This is a genomic window from Paracoccus sp. JM45 (genome assembly GCF_003590715.1).
Classification (GTDB): domain Bacteria; phylum Pseudomonadota; class Alphaproteobacteria; order Rhodobacterales; family Rhodobacteraceae; genus Paracoccus.
On record NZ_QQVY01000011.1, the window covers coordinates 1 to 16,939 of the forward strand.

The 16,939-nt window shown below is 58.5% G+C and carries 17 protein-coding genes; 7 read left to right on the forward strand and 10 right to left on the reverse strand.

Features of this window, described 5'->3' with window-relative positions:
* Positions 1 to 73: 73 nt before the first annotated feature.
* On the reverse strand, positions 74 to 337 hold the full coding sequence (locus DWB67_RS13215) for a hypothetical protein (protein ID WP_119808028.1): 264 nt from the start codon (positions 335 to 337) through the stop codon (positions 74 to 76).
* Positions 338 to 586: 249 nt separating this feature from the next.
* On the reverse strand, positions 587 to 1,819 hold the full coding sequence (locus tag DWB67_RS13220) for a serine hydrolase (protein ID WP_119808029.1): 1,233 nt from the start codon (positions 1,817 to 1,819) through the stop codon (positions 587 to 589).
* Positions 1,820 to 2,769: 950 nt separating this feature from the next.
* Between DWB67_RS13220 and DWB67_RS13225 the strand changes: the two genes are divergently transcribed.
* On the forward strand, positions 2,770 to 3,096 hold the full coding sequence (locus DWB67_RS13225) for a hypothetical protein (RefSeq protein WP_119808030.1): 327 nt from the start codon (positions 2,770 to 2,772) through the stop codon (positions 3,094 to 3,096).
* A gap of 13 nt (positions 3,097 to 3,109) precedes the next feature.
* Positions 3,110 to 3,298, forward strand: coding sequence for a cupin domain-containing protein (locus DWB67_RS13230; RefSeq protein WP_119808031.1), 189 nt, complete (start codon positions 3,110 to 3,112; stop codon positions 3,296 to 3,298).
* Between the two features lie 83 nt (positions 3,299 to 3,381).
* Here the strand turns inward: DWB67_RS13230 and DWB67_RS13235 are convergent, their stop codons facing one another.
* The 8 genes from DWB67_RS13235 to DWB67_RS13270 all read right to left on the reverse strand — a co-directional run bounded on the left by DWB67_RS13235 (position 3,382) and on the right by DWB67_RS13270 (position 11,667).
* Entirely contained in the window at positions 3,382 to 4,893 is a 1,512-nt protein-coding gene (locus tag DWB67_RS13235) for an AMP-binding protein (protein ID WP_119808032.1), read from the reverse strand.
* Positions 4,894 to 4,896: 3 nt separating this feature from the next.
* On the reverse strand, positions 4,897 to 5,913 hold the full coding sequence (locus tag DWB67_RS13240; RefSeq protein ID WP_119808033.1) for an NAD(P)-dependent alcohol dehydrogenase: 1,017 nt from the start codon (positions 5,911 to 5,913) through the stop codon (positions 4,897 to 4,899).
* A gap of 10 nt (positions 5,914 to 5,923) precedes the next feature.
* A complete protein-coding gene (locus DWB67_RS13245) occupies positions 5,924 to 7,066 on the reverse strand; it encodes an acyl-CoA dehydrogenase family protein (RefSeq protein ID WP_119808034.1) in 1,143 nt (380 codons plus the stop codon).
* Positions 7,063 to 8,013 carry a branched-chain amino acid ABC transporter permease gene (locus DWB67_RS13250; protein WP_119808035.1) on the reverse strand — a complete coding sequence of 317 codons (951 nt, stop codon included), beginning with the start codon at positions 8,011 to 8,013 and terminating at the stop codon, positions 7,063 to 7,065. Before DWB67_RS13250 ends, DWB67_RS13245 begins: the two co-directional genes overlap by 4 nt.
* Before the next feature lie 3 nt (positions 8,014 to 8,016).
* Entirely contained in the window at positions 8,017 to 8,874 is an 858-nt protein-coding gene (locus DWB67_RS13255; protein WP_119808101.1) for a branched-chain amino acid ABC transporter permease, read from the reverse strand.
* A 98-nt stretch (positions 8,875 to 8,972) separates the two neighbouring features.
* Positions 8,973 to 10,181, reverse strand: a complete 1,209-nt coding sequence (locus DWB67_RS13260) for an ABC transporter substrate-binding protein (RefSeq protein WP_255418676.1) — start codon at positions 10,179 to 10,181, stop codon at positions 8,973 to 8,975.
* Between the two features lie 29 nt (positions 10,182 to 10,210).
* On the reverse strand, positions 10,211 to 10,900 hold the full coding sequence (locus tag DWB67_RS13265; RefSeq protein WP_119808036.1) for an ABC transporter ATP-binding protein: 690 nt from the start codon (positions 10,898 to 10,900) through the stop codon (positions 10,211 to 10,213).
* Complete coding sequence (locus DWB67_RS13270) at positions 10,900 to 11,667, reverse strand: ABC transporter ATP-binding protein (RefSeq protein WP_119808037.1); 768 nt, start codon at positions 11,665 to 11,667, stop codon at positions 10,900 to 10,902. The genes DWB67_RS13265 and DWB67_RS13270 overlap by 1 nt, the downstream gene beginning before the upstream one ends.
* Before the next feature lie 169 nt (positions 11,668 to 11,836).
* On the opposite strand from DWB67_RS13270, the gene DWB67_RS13275 reads away from it, so the two are divergent.
* From DWB67_RS13275 to DWB67_RS13295, 5 genes are all read left to right on the forward strand, one after another.
* Entirely contained in the window at positions 11,837 to 12,736 is a 900-nt protein-coding gene (locus DWB67_RS13275) for a LysR substrate-binding domain-containing protein (protein WP_119808038.1), read from the forward strand.
* 348 nt (positions 12,737 to 13,084) lie between these two features.
* Positions 13,085 to 14,662, forward strand: coding sequence for a flavin monoamine oxidase family protein (locus tag DWB67_RS13280; protein ID WP_119808039.1), 1,578 nt, complete (start codon positions 13,085 to 13,087; stop codon positions 14,660 to 14,662).
* A gap of 4 nt (positions 14,663 to 14,666) precedes the next feature.
* Positions 14,667 to 15,116 carry a cytochrome c gene (locus tag DWB67_RS13285; protein ID WP_119808040.1) on the forward strand — a complete coding sequence of 150 codons (450 nt, stop codon included), beginning with the start codon at positions 14,667 to 14,669 and terminating at the stop codon, positions 15,114 to 15,116.
* Positions 15,113 to 15,604, forward strand: a complete 492-nt coding sequence (locus DWB67_RS13290; protein ID WP_119808041.1) for a RidA family protein — start codon at positions 15,113 to 15,115, stop codon at positions 15,602 to 15,604. Before DWB67_RS13285 ends, DWB67_RS13290 begins: the two co-directional genes overlap by 4 nt.
* A gap of 489 nt (positions 15,605 to 16,093) precedes the next feature.
* On the forward strand, positions 16,094 to 16,906 hold the full coding sequence (locus DWB67_RS13295) for a transporter substrate-binding domain-containing protein (RefSeq protein WP_119808042.1): 813 nt from the start codon (positions 16,094 to 16,096) through the stop codon (positions 16,904 to 16,906).
* Positions 16,907 to 16,939 lie beyond the last annotated feature (33 nt).

A 16,939-nucleotide genomic window follows, 5' to 3' on the forward strand; every position in this document is an offset into this window, starting at 1 on the left:
CTTCGCCTTGAACTCCGCAGAATAGCGCTTTCGTTTCGTCATCTCAGGTCAGTCCTTCGTCAATCGCTAAAGCTTAGCAACTGGTCCGAATTCCTGCGACCACCTCTGTAAAGGTCTTTACTGAGATCGTATCGCCTTCTGCAGAGACGACGTCATAGCCTACCTGATTGACGGCCATCGCCATCTGCCCGCGTGTGATCATCGCGGCATAAAGTTCGCCAATCCGGCCTGTGAGGTGACGAAGCTCAGCAAGGGGAGCGCCCCAGGACAGCTCCTTTTCTAGCCACTGAAGCGCGTCTGCAAGCGACCTGATGATCTGTGTTTGGCTGAGTGTCATAGCACGACGTTACGTCGATCAATCTAGTAACGACAAGGCCTGAACAAGACCCTCGCAGCTGACCCCTCCAAGAAGAGTCCCAGCACATGCATGTCCGTGCGGGAAGGTCGTCTATATCGAAAATAACGTGCAACAGCTGCGGCGCCGACAATTGCCGCGCCTATTAGGCGCGGCCTCCTTGTGAAATGATTTTTTTCGGAGCGCGTTGCTTCGTTTACGTTGCGCGAGCATATTCTGCTCCAGTAGCTTTCAGTCTAGCGCTGCCGCTATGGCATCGAAGACGACCAAGGGATCAACCGGTTCACGACCGACTGGCTTTGGCTGCGCCATATGCGTAGCGATCACGACATTCCGCTTCGGGTTGATATAGATGTTCTGCCCTTGGATGCCGATTGCGGCGTAGGCGCCGTCGGCAATGGATGGTTCGGTCCAGCCTGGCCACCACATGTAGCCATACTCGATCGTCTCACCATTACTGAGGTCTTGCGGTTGACCTGCGGTCTCGGTCCATCCTTCAGGCAGGATGGATTTGCCGTCGATCACGCCGTCGTCCAGAAAGAACTGACCGAAGCGCGCGAAGTCTCGCAAGGTTGCAGACAGACCACTGCCGCCGATCTCAACCCCGTCTGCACTGTCCAGCCACCAGTTCGCCTCGGACTCCATACCGTAGGGCTGCCAGATCTTCTGGGCGAGATAGTCCGCCAGTGGCATACCAACGGCACCGTGAACCACCTCGCCCAGCACCTGCGTCTCGCCGGTCGAGTAGGTATGATGAGTGCCGGGTTCATATGCTCGGGGCAGGGCCGCCATCACCTCCATCGCAGCGCCGGGGCGCTGTTCGATCTGGGCGCGCAGCAGATCGCGGCGGTCAGAATCGGGATCCGTATATGTCTCGTTCCAATCTACTCCGGATGCCATCAGCAGGATGTCGCGGATGCTAACACCGTCATAGGCGCTGCCGGCTAACTCGGGAACATAATCGACCACCATATCGTCCACACTCTCGATATAGCCGTCAACGATCGCAGCACCCACCAAGGTAGACGTTATAGACTTGGCGACCGACATCGACATCCAGCGCGTGTCGGGGGTGTTGCCACGCTGATAGGTCTCGTAGACAACCTTACCGTCTTTCAGCACGATCATCCCGGTCACGTTATCCAATGACAGGAAGTCATAAAGATCATAGGTCGCGTCTTCGACCTTGTAGTCGATCATGTCCAGTAGATCGACAGATGCCTCGGACAGCTCGTGGGGATTCTCGCTTGCCGGGATCGTCCGTGTCGGAAAGAGGCGATCAATATTGCGGAATGTGCTGACCGCCAGATCAGGGGTTAAGTGTCCGTTATAGACATCTTCAACCGTGCCGATGGGTTCGTTTGCGTGGGCATAGTCTTGGGCTTGCGCCAAGCTCGGTAGAGCCAAGCAGATTATGCCGAGGCTCAGATAACTCCTCTTTCGATGCACTAAGGTTATGTCCATGCCGCCCTCCTTTTGCTGAACTTAAGAGACGGTCATTTCAGGAGGGGCGCAAGTGGAGAAGACCTTTGCGTTTCATGGGCATCATCCTCACTCATTTTGAATCAAAGAGGCTATAATGGATGCAGGCAATTTCACCGCTGACATCAAGCGCGAAAGGATTAGACGAGTGACCGCTAGGTTCGTGACAACGCCGGGTAGGGCGTGTTCGATTACATTGAGATATTCTACAGCATTAAGGGCCAGCGCGCGAAGAAGGGAATATTCTCACCCGCCTAGTTCAAGCGACAACGGTCGATGAGACGCGAAGGCATTCTAGGAAACTCGTGGCCATTCAAGCCTATGCAAAGCATGGCTCGCGCAATGCGGGCGAGATATGATCTCGACTGTTAGGCCGAGGCGCGTAAGATATGCAATACATTTTGCTATACAAAATGATATACGCTAAATAATAAGTATATTTTATTTCAATGTGTTGAGAGATTTTTGAACTGGGATTGAAGGACTCTCGCTCCGCCAATTTCATTCAGTTTAGATGATGCGCAAACCAGCAAACGCAGAGCGTTTTGGCCGTTTGATGCATCTTTTTTGCTATACATCGAGTGATATACAGGCTTCGGCTTGACGAGGTTTGTATGACGCTCGGGACGCGCGAGAACTTGGTTAAAAGCACTCTGTATTTCTACAAGCGCATGCCCAAGCGCTATGCATCGGTTGAGCCGAGAAAGCATGTCTAGGTTAGCCTCAAGACTGATTTTGCGTCGAACGCACAGAGGAAGGGCCATGCCGTTTGGGATAAGATGATCGCAGCCTGGGTAGCGAAACTGGCACGCGCTGACGATGATGCCGAGCAGTTATTCGCTGCAGCGCGCAGCTAGCGAAGGGTTTCCGCTACCTGTGCGCTGAAGGTCGCGGAGCTGCTGCTGAATGAGATTCGTGATCGGCTTTCTGCTGTGACCCGTTCGGGCGATAAGCCGAACTCTATCGACATGCGCGAAGCGACAGCCCTTTTTGGCGGGGCGGAGGAGCCTTCGCTGATCATCAGTCGCAGTCTTAAGCTTTATTGGACACTTGCGAAGGATAGAACGCTTGGTAAGTCACCCGACCTGATCCGGCGATGGAAGAACCCCCGCAAGAAAGCTATCCAGAACCTTGTTCAGGTGATCGGCGATAAGTCGATTGATCAAATCACCGGCGACGACATGCCGGATTTCCGAAACTGGTGGATTGAATGCCTCGAAGTAAAGGACCTGACGCCAAACAGCTTTAACGCGGTATGAACCCAAGGCATCGGTGCCGCGTCATCGCCATGACGGTCTGGAAACCATTATCGTGCTGGAGGGAAGCCAGTCTGACGAAGCCGGCACCTATGACACCGGAACGATGGTCCGCAACCAGCCCGGTTCGATACACCGCGTCTGGTCGGATGAGGGCTGCGTCGTTCTGATACAACGGGAAAAGCCGGTGGTGATCCTTGATTGAATTCAACGACCCGACTGTCCCGCGCCCCCATTTGCAATCCTTGGCCTTTCGACCATAGGACTGCCAATGGGGGCGCGGATCGCCTAGGGTTGCCGGTATTCCTGCCAAAGTTTGCGTTTGAACAGTTTGCCGGTTTCCGTCCGTGGCAATGCCTTGCGAAAATCGATGCTGCGCGGGCATTTGATGACTGACAGGCGGGCGCGGCACCATTCGATCAATTCCTGTTCCAATGCAGGGGATGCCTGTCCTGTGGTGGTCTGGACAACGGCTTTGACCTCTTCGCCGAAATCCTCGTTCGGGATGCCGATGACGGCGGCGTCAAGGACATCGGGATGCGCCAGAAGGGCATTTTCGGCCTCTTGCGGATAGATGTTCACACCGCCGGAAATAATGACGAATGATTTGCGGTCGGTCAGATACAGATAGCCGGCAGGGTCGACCCGACCGATATCCCCCAAAGTTGTCCAGCCTTGTGCATTCCGGCTGGCGGCCGTCTTTTCGGGATCGTTGTGATAGATGAACTGGTGGCCGTTTTCGAAATAGATCTCTCCCTCGGCACCGGATGGCAGTTCATGGCCGTCTTCGTCGCAGATATGGATGCGACCCAGTTTCGCCCGCCCGACAGAGCCGGGATGTGTCAGCCATTCAACCGTGTCCAGCGCGGTAAAACCGTTGTTTTCGGTGCCTGCATAATATTCATGGATCACCGGCCCCCACCAGTCGATCATCCGTTCCTTGACGTCGATCGGGCAGGGGGCAGCTGCATGGACCGCCATCTGCATCGAGGACACAACATAGGCACCGCGGATATCATCGGGCAGTTTCAGCATGCGGACAAACATCGTCGGCACCCATTGGCTGTGGGTGATATGATGCGTCTGGATCAGCGCCAGTGATTTTTCCGCGTCGAATTTCCCCATGATAAAGGCCGATCCGCCCGACTTGATGGTGACCATACTGTGGCGCAGGGGAGCCGCGTGATACAGCGGCGCGGGTGACAGGTATCGCGTGTCGCGTTCATAGCCGAACAGCCCGCCCAGAAGGTCAATCAGCATTGTCCGCGATCCGGGGGGGTCGTTCGGCATGGGCCATTTGATGCCTTTGGGCCGCCCCGTCGTCCCCGAGGAATAAAGCATATCCAAACCCTGCGCCTCGTCCTTGATAGGGGTTGCGGGCATTCTATCGGCCCGTTGGTTCCATTCGTCGCAGGTCAGGATTGTCAGATCGGGCATCTGCCGGGCAATTGCATCGGTCAGCGCCGCGAACTGCTCCGAGGTGACCAGCACATTTGCACCGCAATCGCGGATGATATAGGCAAGTTCCTCTTGCGACAGATGCGTGCTGGCGGTGGTATAATACAGCCCGCTGCGATCTGCTGCAAAGCAGATTTCCAGAAATTCCCGCCGGTTTTCCAACAGGACCATAAGGTGATCCTGACGCTGCAAGCCAAGTTGTCGCAGCAGATGCGCGCCCTGATTGGCGCGATCTTCAAGCGCGCGAAAACTGACATCCTCGGCGGTGTCGCACATGTGGAACGCCAGACGGTCGGGGTCCTGACCGGCCCAGTGGCGTGTGTGGTATATCAGATCGGCCATATGTCAGAACCCGATCAGCGTTTTGCCCAAACCCGGACCCGCGCGCAGATATTCAAGGGCCTGACGCAGATCGGCAAAGTCGAATGTCTTGCCCAGAACGGGGCGGGTGCCATGTTGGGTCATGGCCCGCAACATGGCCTCAAACCCGTCACGATGCCCGACGGTGACGCCTTGCAATCGCACCTGACGTGCCACGATCGGCCCCAATGAGGCATCCAGTTGCAGCCCCGTCAGAACGCCGATCATGGCAATTGTACCACCGGGCCGGATGGCGCGCAGCGACAGTGGCAGCGTTTCGGCACCGCCCAGTTCCACGATCAGATCATAGCCGCCACGATCGGATGTCACCTCGCGGCTGGCGCGGGCCCAATCGGGTGTATCGCGATAATTGATGGTGGCATCGGCCCCCATCGCGCGCACGGTTTCCAGCTTTTCATCACTGGAGGAGATGACTGTCACATGCGCGCCCTGCATCTTAGCAAAGGCCAGCGCGAACATCGCAACGCCGCCCGTGCCCTGCACCAGAACACGGTCACCGGCGCTGATCCGGCCATGGGTGGTGATCGCGCTCCAACCTGTCAGGCCGGCGCAGGGCAGGGTCGCGGCCTCGGCGTCGGTCAGGTAATCTGGCACACGGACAACGCCGTCTTCGGACAGGCAGACCATATCGGCCATCACCCCGTCCAGCGGACCGCCAAGCGCGGATGCGAATGCCGCCGGTGAAGGGGCACCGCCGATCCAGTTCTGGAAATAGGTCGGGCAGACCCGATCCCCCTTGGCCACACGGCTGACGCCTTCACCTGTTTCCACCACAATGCCGACGCCATCGGACAGGGGGATCAGTGGAAGGTTGCCGGTCGCCCTGCCATAGCCGCGTTCGGGCACGATCAGATCGCGGGCATTCAGCGATGCCGCGCGCATCTGGATCAGCACCTGACCGCGACCGGGTTCGGGGACGGGCCTGTCGGCCAGTTTCAGGTTGTCGATGCCCCAGTCATCCTGGATCTGGAATACGCGCATGATATCCTCGTCAGTTCTGAATTTCGGTAAGGGGCCGCGCCAGTCTCGCGATCCGTTCAAGCAGCATCTCGGTCGAGCCGTCGACCAAAGCGGCGATCTGTGCGGCAGCAAGATGGCGGGCCATGGGATATTGCGGGCGCAGGCCCTCGGCGCCCATGGCGTGCAGCAGGGCGGGCAGATGGGTGCATGCCGCATCGGTGGCCGCCACTTTGGCAAAGGCTGCCTGCAACTGGGCATCCTGCCCTGCATCAATTGCGTGGATTGCGGCATCGGTCAAGGCAAGGGCTGCTGCCAGTGCTGTTTCCGCACGGGCCAAGGGCAGTCGCCAGCCCTGATGGGCCTGCAAGGTTTTGCCAAAGGTCCGACGCGTGGCCCCATAGGCACCAGCGTAATGCAGGGCGGCATCCAGCATGCCGCAGCACATCGCCGCGACATACGTTCGCGCGCCGTTGATGTCCGACATGATACTGTGAAAGGCCTGACCGGCAGGCAGGATCAGGTTGTCAGCGGGCAGCACCACATCCGACAGCACAAAGCCGCCGGTGCCCGCGCTGGCTTGGGCAAAATCGGAGCCGGTCGCGTTGCGACGACAGCCCGGCGCGGTCAGATCGACCAGAAAGGCTGCGATGCCCGCGATATCACCCTGTCCGGCGGTCTGGGCAAAGACGATTGCCGTTGCCGCATGTCGCGCATTCACGATCCAGCATTTCTCGCCGTTCAGCACCCATTCGTCGTCAACGCGCCTTGCGCTGGTCTGCATTGCCGCGACATCCGACCCTGCATCGGGTTCGGTCAGGGCGGTGCAGGCGCTGGCTTCGCCCCATAACAGTGCGGGCATAAAGGCAGCCCGTGCCTGTGGCGAACCGCTGGTGGCAATCCGTGCGGCGACGTTATGGGTATTGACCACCGACATGGCAAAACCGAAATCTGCCGCGGCCAGTGCCTGACAGGCGCGGGCCTTGACCGCAAAACCAAGACCAAGGCCGCCTTCGGATTGCGGAACCTGCAGGCGGAACAGGCCCAGATCGGCGACCTTCCGGAACAGGTCGGGTTCGGGCGCTTGCCCCTTGGACCACAAAGGTGCGGTCGGGGCGATCATATCCGCCGCAAAGATGCGGATATTATCAAGCGTTACTTGCGCGTCTGGGGTCATTTGCGGCCCCCGAAACGCGTGCCCAGATCGCGGGCCAGACCGACGATGCCCCGCGGCATGAAGATCGTCGCCAGAACCAGGATCAGCCCGTAAAGGATCAGGCGGAAACTGTCGGCAAAGCGCAGATATTCGGGCAAGAAGACCACGAAAAACGCGCCGATGACCGGACCTGTCAAGGTTCCCGATCCGCCGATGATCACCGCAAGAATGGCATCCATCGATTGGGCGACGCCGAAAATCTCGGGGTTGATAAAGCTTTGGTAATGGGCGTAAAGCGCGCCCGCCAGACCCGCGAACATGGCGCTGATGACAAAGGCGAACAGCTTGTAACGCCATGCCGCCACCCCGACCGAGGCGACAAGATCCTCGTTCTGGCGGATGGCCAGCAGGATCTGTCCGATACGGGATCTGACGATGACTGCGGCCAATGTGGTCATCAGAACGGCAATGGCCAGCACGAAGTAGTAATAGACCTGACGATCATAGAAATCGATCATTGCACCGCGCCCGTATCCGGGTTTGTGAATGCCGCTGATGCCTGCCTCGCCGTTTGTCAGGTGGGTAAAGTTCAACAGGACGATGAAGATCACCATGTTGAAGGCCAGCGTCACGATGGCAAAGTAATGCCCCTTGACCCGCAAACTGGGATAGCCTGCCACCAGCGCGAAAACGGCAGTGACCAACGGTGCAAGAATGATGGTCATGCCGACCGGCAATCCGAAATGGCTGCCCATCAGCGCGCTGCTATAGGCGCCGATGCCCATAAAGCCCGCCTGCACGATAGAGACATAGCCGGTATAGCCCTGGATCAGGTTCTGACCCTGTGCCATGATGACCCAGATCAGCGCCAGAATGCACAGATGCAGATAGTATTTGACGGTGATCAGCTGGGGCAGGGCAAGGAACAGCACCAATGCGGCCAGCATCAGAAGTGTCTTGAATTTCATGGCTCAGGCCCTTCCCATCAGGCCCTGCGGGCGCAGCAACAGAACGGCGATCATCACGACGAAAGCGATGACATCCTTATAGGCGGATGAAATGAACCCTGCGGCCAGTGCTTCGGTCACGCCAAGGACAATGCCCCCGACGACCGCGCCGGGGATCGACCCCAGACCGCCAAGGATCAGAACCGCAAACCCTTTGACGACCAACCCTTCGCCGACACCCGGCGCGATGGCGAAAAGCGACCCGACCATCACGCCCGCCGCGACACCAAGCGCTGTCGAAATGGCAAAGACGACCAGCGGGATCATCTGGACGTTGATGCCCATCAGGATCGCCGCATCGCGGTTTTCGGCAACTGCGCGGATGGCCTGCCCGGTTTTCGTTTTCTCGACAAATATGGTCATGGCCGCGATCAGGGCGGCGGCGGCCAGAATAACATACAGACGCAGTTCGGGCAGGGTAACGCCGCCGATGCTGAAAACACGCGTGGCACCTGTCGGGATGACAATCTGTTCGGCCCCGAAGAATTGCAGGTTTGCCCCCTCGACCATCATGGTCAGGCCCAATGCGACGATGAAGGCGTTGATATGGTTGGCATGACGCACCGGTCGATACGCCAGCAACTCGATCAGCACGCCCAGAACCATGCCGGTGATCAGTGCGATAGTGATGGCCAGTGCCAGCGGGATGCCGTGCTGTGCTGCCAGAAAGAAGGTCAGGTATCCGCCGAACATGGACACCGATCCATGGGCGAAATGGGCAATGCCCAGAATGCCGAAGACGATTGTCAGGCCAAGCGCGATCAGGACATAGACGCCCCCGATTGCGATGCCATTGATAATTTGTTGCAGGATCTCGGTCATGTTTCCAGCGTCCCGCCGGGCGCATGCGATACCGCGCCGGCAGAAGTCCTTTTGTTGGAGACGGGAAAATGGCGGCACCATGGCGCCGCCCTGGCGGATCAGTTCAACGAGGACAGAAACTCCGAATAGGCTTCCGGGTCCGAGGGCAGCTCCTCGACAAAGACCCAATGCCCGTCCTGCCATTGGAACGCGCCATTGGCGGTATAGGCCTGTCCGTTATCATCGAACATCTTCCCGTTGACCGGACGGTATTGCATGACCGCTTCGGGGAAAATTTTCAGATCGCGCAATGCGGCAGCGACGGCTTCGGTATCATCGACCGATCCGGCAGCCTCGATCGCATGCTTGAGTGCCCACGCCTGATCATAGGCATAGGGCGAACTGGGCGAGGGCGCGTCCCCGAACCGTTCCAGATAATGTTCATGATAGGCCAGCCCCGCATCGGTGGTCGATTGCAGGGTCAGTTCGGTCGGGCGCAGGTCCCAGACACCTTCCATCTGTTCGGTGGTGGCCACGCGCAGGAACTGTTCCTCGCTGCCGGACGTAAAACCATAGCGGGGGATATCCATGCCTAGCTCGGTCGATTGGCGATAGGCGAAGGCCGCGGGTTCGACATAGCCGACCACCAGCAGGGCATCGGGGTCCATCGCGCGGATCTTGGTCAACTGCGGGGACATATCGCGATCCTTCGAGGCAAAAACCTCATGTGCGATCACCTCGCCGCCGGATTTGGCGAATTCTTCCTCGAATGCCTCGACATAGCTGGCATAGAACGACGTTTCCAAAGCACCCAACACTGCGACGCGCTTATGTCCTTGCCGCGCGACAAATGCACCGGCGGCGGCCCCCGTATAATCGGCAGGCGGGCGTGTGCGGACAAGATTGGTCAGACCCTGCGTCGTGATGGACCGTTCGGCGGCATTGCCCACCAGCATGACCGCATCCTCGTATCCAATGAACGAGGCGATGGCGCCTGTCGCCCCCGAACAGCAAAACCCGAGAATATATTTCACGCCGTCACGGTCGATCAGCTTACGCACGGCGTTTGTGGCCTCGGTCGGGTTGGCCTTATCGTCATAGACGATGACATCCAGCATATAGGTCTCGTCTCCGACCGAAATGCCGCCCGCCGCATTGATTTCATCGGCGGCCATTTCAACCGAATTGGCCTGCGGCAGGCCATAGACCGCGGCCCCGCCTGTCAGCGCATCTGCCACGCCGATTTTCAGCGTTTCCTGTGCGGCAAGACTGCCGGTTCCTAGCAACAGCGCCGCAACGCTGCATGTTAAAAGTGACTTCCCCATCATGTTCTCTCCTCCCTCTATATATGTCCGGCTCAGTGTCCCAGATAGGCCTTAACGACCTCGGGGTGGGTCTGCAGCTCGGCTCCCGTGCCCTCCAGCACGATCTCTCCGGCTTCAAACAGATAGGCCCGATCGGCCAGCCGAAGCGCCATAAGCGAATTCTGTTCGACCAGCAGGATGGTCATTCCCGTCGCCTTGATACGGGCGATGGTCTCTGCGACCTCGGCCACGATTTTCGGTGCCAGCCCCAATGAGGGCTCGTCGAAAATACACAGGCGCGGCTGCGACATCAGCGCCCGCGCGATGGCCAGCATTTCCTGTTCCCCGCCCGACAGGGTGCCCGCCGCCTGTCCCGCGCGTTCACGCAGGATGGGAAACATATCCAGCATCTGGTCCAGATCCGCCCCCTTGCGGGCGTAGGCCCCTAGACGCAGATTCTGCATTACGGTCATTCCGGGAAAGACCTGACGCCCTTCGGGGCACATGGTGATGCCTGCCTTGACGATGGCATGGCCTTTGCGGTTCGTGATATCCTGCTCGTCGAAACGGATCTGGCCCGAACGGGCGGGCAGCAATCCGCAGATCGTTTTCAGGGTCGAACTTTTCCCCGCACCATTCGCCCCGATCAGGGCAACACATTCACCTTCGCGCACCGTCATATCGATGCCGTGCACCACCTCGATCGGGCCATAGCCGGTGCGCAGGCTCTGGATTTCCAGCATCAGACAGCCTCCCCCAGATAGGCATCGATCACGGCACGGTTCCCGCGGATTTCCGCAGGCGTTCCCTGCGCGATCGGCGCGCCAAAGTTCAGCACAACGATCCGGTCGCAAACCTCCATGATCAGGGCCATGTGGTGTTCGATGACCAGCACTGAAATTCCGGCATCGCGGATACGCCCGATCATCCCCGCCAGTGTTTCGCGTTCATGCGAAATCATCCCCGCGGCAGGTTCATCCAGCAGGATGACCCGCGGGCTGGATGCCAATGCGGTCGCGATCATCAGGAAACGCTGTTGCGCTGCTGACAGCACGCCGACAATCGTATCGCGGTCACCGGTCAGGCCGGTCAATTCCAGCGCCTGATCGACACGTTCCTGCATCTGGCGGTCTTCCGCCCTGTTGCGGCGCAAACGGAAGGCATGGGCCACGGGGCTGACAGTGCGGCGTGCCTCGCAGCCCAGCATAACATGTTCACGGACAGTGAATTCCGGAAACACGCTGGCTGTCTGATAGGTGCGTGTCAGCCCCATCGCGACCCTGTCCCACTGGTTCAGCCCTTCGACGCGGACGCCACCAAGGCGTAATTGCCCGCTGGTTGGCGGCATTGCCCCGCTTAGCATATTGACGGTGGTTGATTTTCCGGAACCGTTCGGGCCGATCAGGCCAAGAACCTCGTTCTGCCGGATGGTGAATGACAGATCGCGCAGCGCCTTCACGCCGCCGAACGACTTGCAGAGGCCGTCGACCTCCAGAACGTCGGTATGCATGTTCTCCCCCCTTTGGCGCCATGGGCGACCCGATTGCAGCATAGGGGCAGGAACCGGACGGACAGAAACGCAAAGATTTTGTAACATCATCGAATTTTTAGATGCTAACCTGCATCCCGATAGCGACCTTGGGAGGGGACGCTGCTGATTGATCTGGAGGGGGCAATCAATGCAGAGAATAAACAATATCAAATCACTGCAGGTTTTCAGTGCGGTGTCGCGGACGCAAAATCTGACCCACGCAGCCAAAGAGATGAATGTCAGCCAAAGTTCGGTCAGCTATCATATCAAGAAATTGGAAGACGAGATCGGCGCGCTTCTTTTCGACCGTTCCGCCGTCGGGCTGCGCCTGACGGCCAAAGGCGCGATCCTTGCGGGTCACGTCGAACGCGGGCTGGGGGCCATCCGTGCAGGGCTGGACGAGGTTGCCAATACCACCCGCCTTGTCAGGGTCGCCGTCCTGCCGATGTTCGCCAGTCGCTGGCTGTCCGCCAGACTGGGCAGCTTCTGGGAAGCCCATCCCGAACTGGAACTGACCTTCCAAAGCCACAACAACAGCTATGCCAGCATGGCTGCGGCAGGCGACTTTGCCGATCTGGGGATCCAGTGGGGCAGGGGCGGATGGCCGGGTTTTTCGGGGGTGCCCTTATGGTCGGAACGCATGGTGGTGGTCTGCAGCCCGCAATTTCTGGAACGCCACCCGATCAATTGCCTTGCCGATGTCGCCGGTTGTCCATTGCTGCATGTCGATGACAAATGCATGTGGGCGGAATGGTTCGAAAACGCGCAGCTGGATTTGGCGTCGAACCGTCGGCAGACCACGCTGGAGGATCGCCATTTCCAACTGGCATCGACGGCAAACGGGCTGGGCATATCGCTGTTTGCCGAAAGCATGGTGCAATCTGAATTGCGAAGCGGCACGTTGGTCAATCCGTTCGGCCACAGTTTCCCGACGATGTTCGCCTATTATCTGGTGACCCCGAACGGGGGCGAGACCCGCCCTTCATCGCAATCGTTCAGCAAATGGTTGCTGGATTTATGCGGATCCGGTGGCAGGTCAGCCATATGAAGATGCATCGGGCCTTATGGCCCGATTTTCCGACCGCGTTCCGCACAACTGGTCGGTGGAAGGGCGTCCAGTACAGACAAGCGCTTGAATTGGACCAGATAACGTCGGGTCTCGCGTGTAAACTGCATGCTTATGCATCGGTATCTGCGACAAAAACGCCCAAGCTGCTTGCAGAACGTGCAACGCAAAGCTTGCACGGTAAGGTCGCACCGCCTAGCATTTACAACTGACGGGTGAACGTCAATTCCGGCACATGAGACAAGTCAGCTGTCCTGTCACGGGATGTTCGTCATAGCGCCAAGGGCGTTTCCAGATGTCCCGAGGCATGCGCAAAGAGGGAGATGTGACATGACCCAATTCACCAGACGCAATCTGCTGGGCATGATCGGCACAGCCGCGGGCAGTTCCGCGATGTATTACGCCATGGCCTCGATGGGGCAGGCGGCGGCGTCGAATTATACCGGCCCGGTCAAGCTGGATGGCGATCCGAAGGGGGCCAAGGTCCTGATCCTTGGTGCAGGTCTTGCCGGCATGACGGCAGCGTTGGAAATGCGGGCAGCCGGTTATCAGGTCGAGGTGCTGGAATACCGCGAAAAGGCCGGTGGCCGTTGCTGGACGCTGCGTTCGGGCGATGAATACACCGAATTGGGCGGGGCCAAGCAGACGGTCGATTTCGCCGAAGGGAACTATATCAACCCCGGCCCGTGGCGTTTGCCGCACCATCACTATGCGGTCATGGATTACTGCAAACGCCTGAAAGTCCCGCTGGAGCCATTCGTCCAGACCGATTACAACGCCTATGTGCATCGCAGCGACGCCTTTGACGGCAAGCCGCAGCGGATGGGAAAAATCAAGACCGACTATCGCGGCCATATTTCTGAATTGCTGGCCAAGGCCGTCGATCAGGGCAAGCTGGACGAATTGGTCACCGAAGACGACCGCGAGATGCTGATTGAAAGCCTGCGCAGCTTCGGGGTGCTGGACGACCAGAACGCCTATGCAAAAAGCCTGAAGACCAGCGGCTATCGCGGATACGAAAAGCAGCCCGGCGGGGGCGAGGGCGCGGCCCCCGTCGCATCGGATCTTTATGATCCCAGTCAGGTTATCCAGTCGCAATTGTGGCGGTCGCTTGGCCAGCATGAATCACTGGAACACTGGGCCCCGATGTTCCAGCCCGTCGGTGGTATGGACGGCATCGCCAAAGGGTTCGAACGCGAGGTCGGCGATCTGATCACCTATAACGCCAAGGTCACCTCGCTTCAGCAAGACGACAATGGCGTGACCGTCACTTGGGAAGATACCGCAGGCGGCGGTACCAAAACCAGCACCGCTGATTACTGTGTCTGCACGATCCCATTCTCGGTTCTGGGACAGATCGACCACAATCTGTCGTCGGGGCTGTCGAACGTCATCAGCTCGATGTTCTATAACGGTTCGACCAAGGTCGGTCTGGAATTCAAGCGCCGCTTCTGGGAAGAGGATGAACAGATCTACGGCGGGATCAGCTATACCGATCAGGCAATTTCGCAGATCAGCTATCCCTCGACCGGCTATCATTCGGACGGGCCTGCGGTTCTGTTGGGCTGCTATACATGGCGCGGGACGGATACCTTTAAGTTCAACGCCATGCAGCCCGCCGAACGGATCGAATGGGCCTTGCGTCAGGGTGAAAAGATCCACCCCCAATACCGCGAGGAATTCAAGGCAGGTGTCGCGGTGTCATGGCACAAGGTGCCTTGGGTTCTGGGATGTTCGGGCGTTTGGGAAGACCGCGAAAGCCAAGGCTATGCCGAGGCGATCAAGATCGACAACCGCGTCGTCTGCGCGGGTGAGCATCTGTCCTATATCGCGGGTTGGCAGGAAGGTTCGATCCTGTCGTCGCTGGACGCGATCACGCGTCTTCATGACAAAGTCATCAACGGGTGAAGCTATGAAAACCTCATTTCTGACCATCGCTGCCCTGACCTCTTTCTGCGCTGTCGCGGCCCATGCCCAATCCGCGGATATGTCCAGCTTTGCCGAAGATACGGTCTTTGGTTCGGCGGGCTATACCTCTACCGACGGCGAGGTTCTGTACCAGACCCTTTGTGCGGGTTGCCATATGCCCGGTGGCGAAGGCGCGGTTGGTGCGGGGCACTATCCGGCACTGTCCGGCAACCCGAACCTTGAATATTCAGCCTATCCCATCACGCTGATCGTGAACGGGCAGGCGGGGATGCCCGCATTCGGGACATTCCTGAATGACGAACAGATTGTCGCCCTGACAACATATCTGCAAACCGGACTTGGCAACAGTTTCGAACCCGATGCCACCCTTGAAACCGTCGCCAATTCCCGTCCGGTCGAACCCGAAGATACTAACAAAGCGGAGCACGAATGAAACATTCCCTTATCGCCATGGCAACGACCGCCCTTGTTCTGGGCGCAGGTGCAGCAACAGCCGAGGTCACGCGCCATCCGATCCCGAATTCGGATTTCCCGATCCTGCAAGCGGTGGAAATTCCCGCCGATGCAACGCTGGTCTATCTTAGCGGCACCGTCCCGCAGGTCATCGACGCCGAGGCCGAGGCAGGATCGCCCGAACAATTCGGTGACACCGCCGCCCAGACCGAAAGCACGCTGGCCTCGATCGAGGCAAAGCTGACCGCGCTGGACCTGACCATGGGTGATGTCGTCAAGATGCAGGCCTATTTGGTCGCGCCTGATGGCGCAGACGGAATGGATTTCAGCGGCTTCATGGATGGCTATACCAAGTATTTCGGCACCGAAGACCAGCCGAATTTGCCGACCCGTTCCGTCTTCGAGGTCGCCGGACTGGCAAACCCCTCATGGCTGGTTGAAATCGAAGTCGTCGCCGTCCGGCCCTGAGCGACGGGAACAAGCTAACAATCGCCCCCGACCGGTTTTCCGGTCGGGGGCGGTTTCGTCGATATGGTCCGGACTGCTTTGCCGCCGGCGTCCTCAGGACTAAAAGTTTCGAACCGGCTTGCGGCATTTTGGTCTTTCCAGCGGTGCGCTGCGCTTGCTTGTGACGGATCAGACCGGCAATGTCCGGTGCCTCGGGTCAAATGCACCGGTGTGGCGGATGTAAGTGACGCAGGCAGTCACCCTGACCGATTACTGTAAACGTCCTGAATCCCCCCGCTCTGTTCATACCGCATCATTCACAACGCTGGCGCGCGGTCTTTGGCGTATGAACCCGCATCGACTTATTTCCCCGCCAAAGCTGTCCGAACTGCCCGAAACAGTGTCATCCATCCCCACCGGACATTCCTGATGTTGAAAGAAGGATAAAACGGCATTGGCAGTTTCCCCCGATCTGTTGATAAGACCCCCATAACCAACAAGGAGATCGATGTGACTGTTAGAGCGACCCTGAAAGGTGCCGTGTTCGGGCTTGCAGCCCTTGGCATGGCCACACCCGTGCTGGCCGACCAGTTGGAAGACATCAAAGCGGCGGGCAAGATCATCACCGCCACCGACATGCATTATGCGCCCTTCGACATGCTGAACAACGGCACCTATGAAGGCATGACCAAGGACCTGTTCGACGAGGTTGCCAAGGAAATCGGTGTCGAACCGGTCTATCAGGACATTCCGTGGACCGCCGAACTGCCGGGTCTGGAAGTTGGCAAGTTCGACATCATCATCGCCCCCGTGACCGTGACGCCTGAACGTCAGGAACGTTATACCTTCACCCCGCCGATCGCCGACGCGACCGTGTCGCTGGTCAAATCGGCTGGCAATGACGACATGACCGCCCCCGAGGATATTGCAGGCAAAACGGTCGGTGTCCAGCAGGGCACCGCGCAGTTCCGTCTGTTGCAGGCCTATGGTGAAACGCTTGGCGGTGTGACGGTCAAGGAATACGGCACCACGGATGAGGCTTATGCCGATCTGGCCACCGGTCGTCTGGATGCGGTGGCGGGTTCGCTGCCGAACCTGACCTATCTGGTCAAAACCCGTCCTGAAAATTTTGCGCTGTTCGAACCTGCACAATTCGGCGAACCGACCTATTTTGCATGGGCGCTGCGTAAGGAAGAGGCCAGCGAAAGCTTTGCCAAAGCCATCGAGGATGCGATTGCCAAGATGACCGAAGACGGTCGCGTGCAGGCCATTCAGGAAAAATGGCTTGGCAGCTATAACGAACTGCCGCTGTCCTCTTACTAAGACCTGTCGGGCAAGGCCGGTCCTTGCCCGACC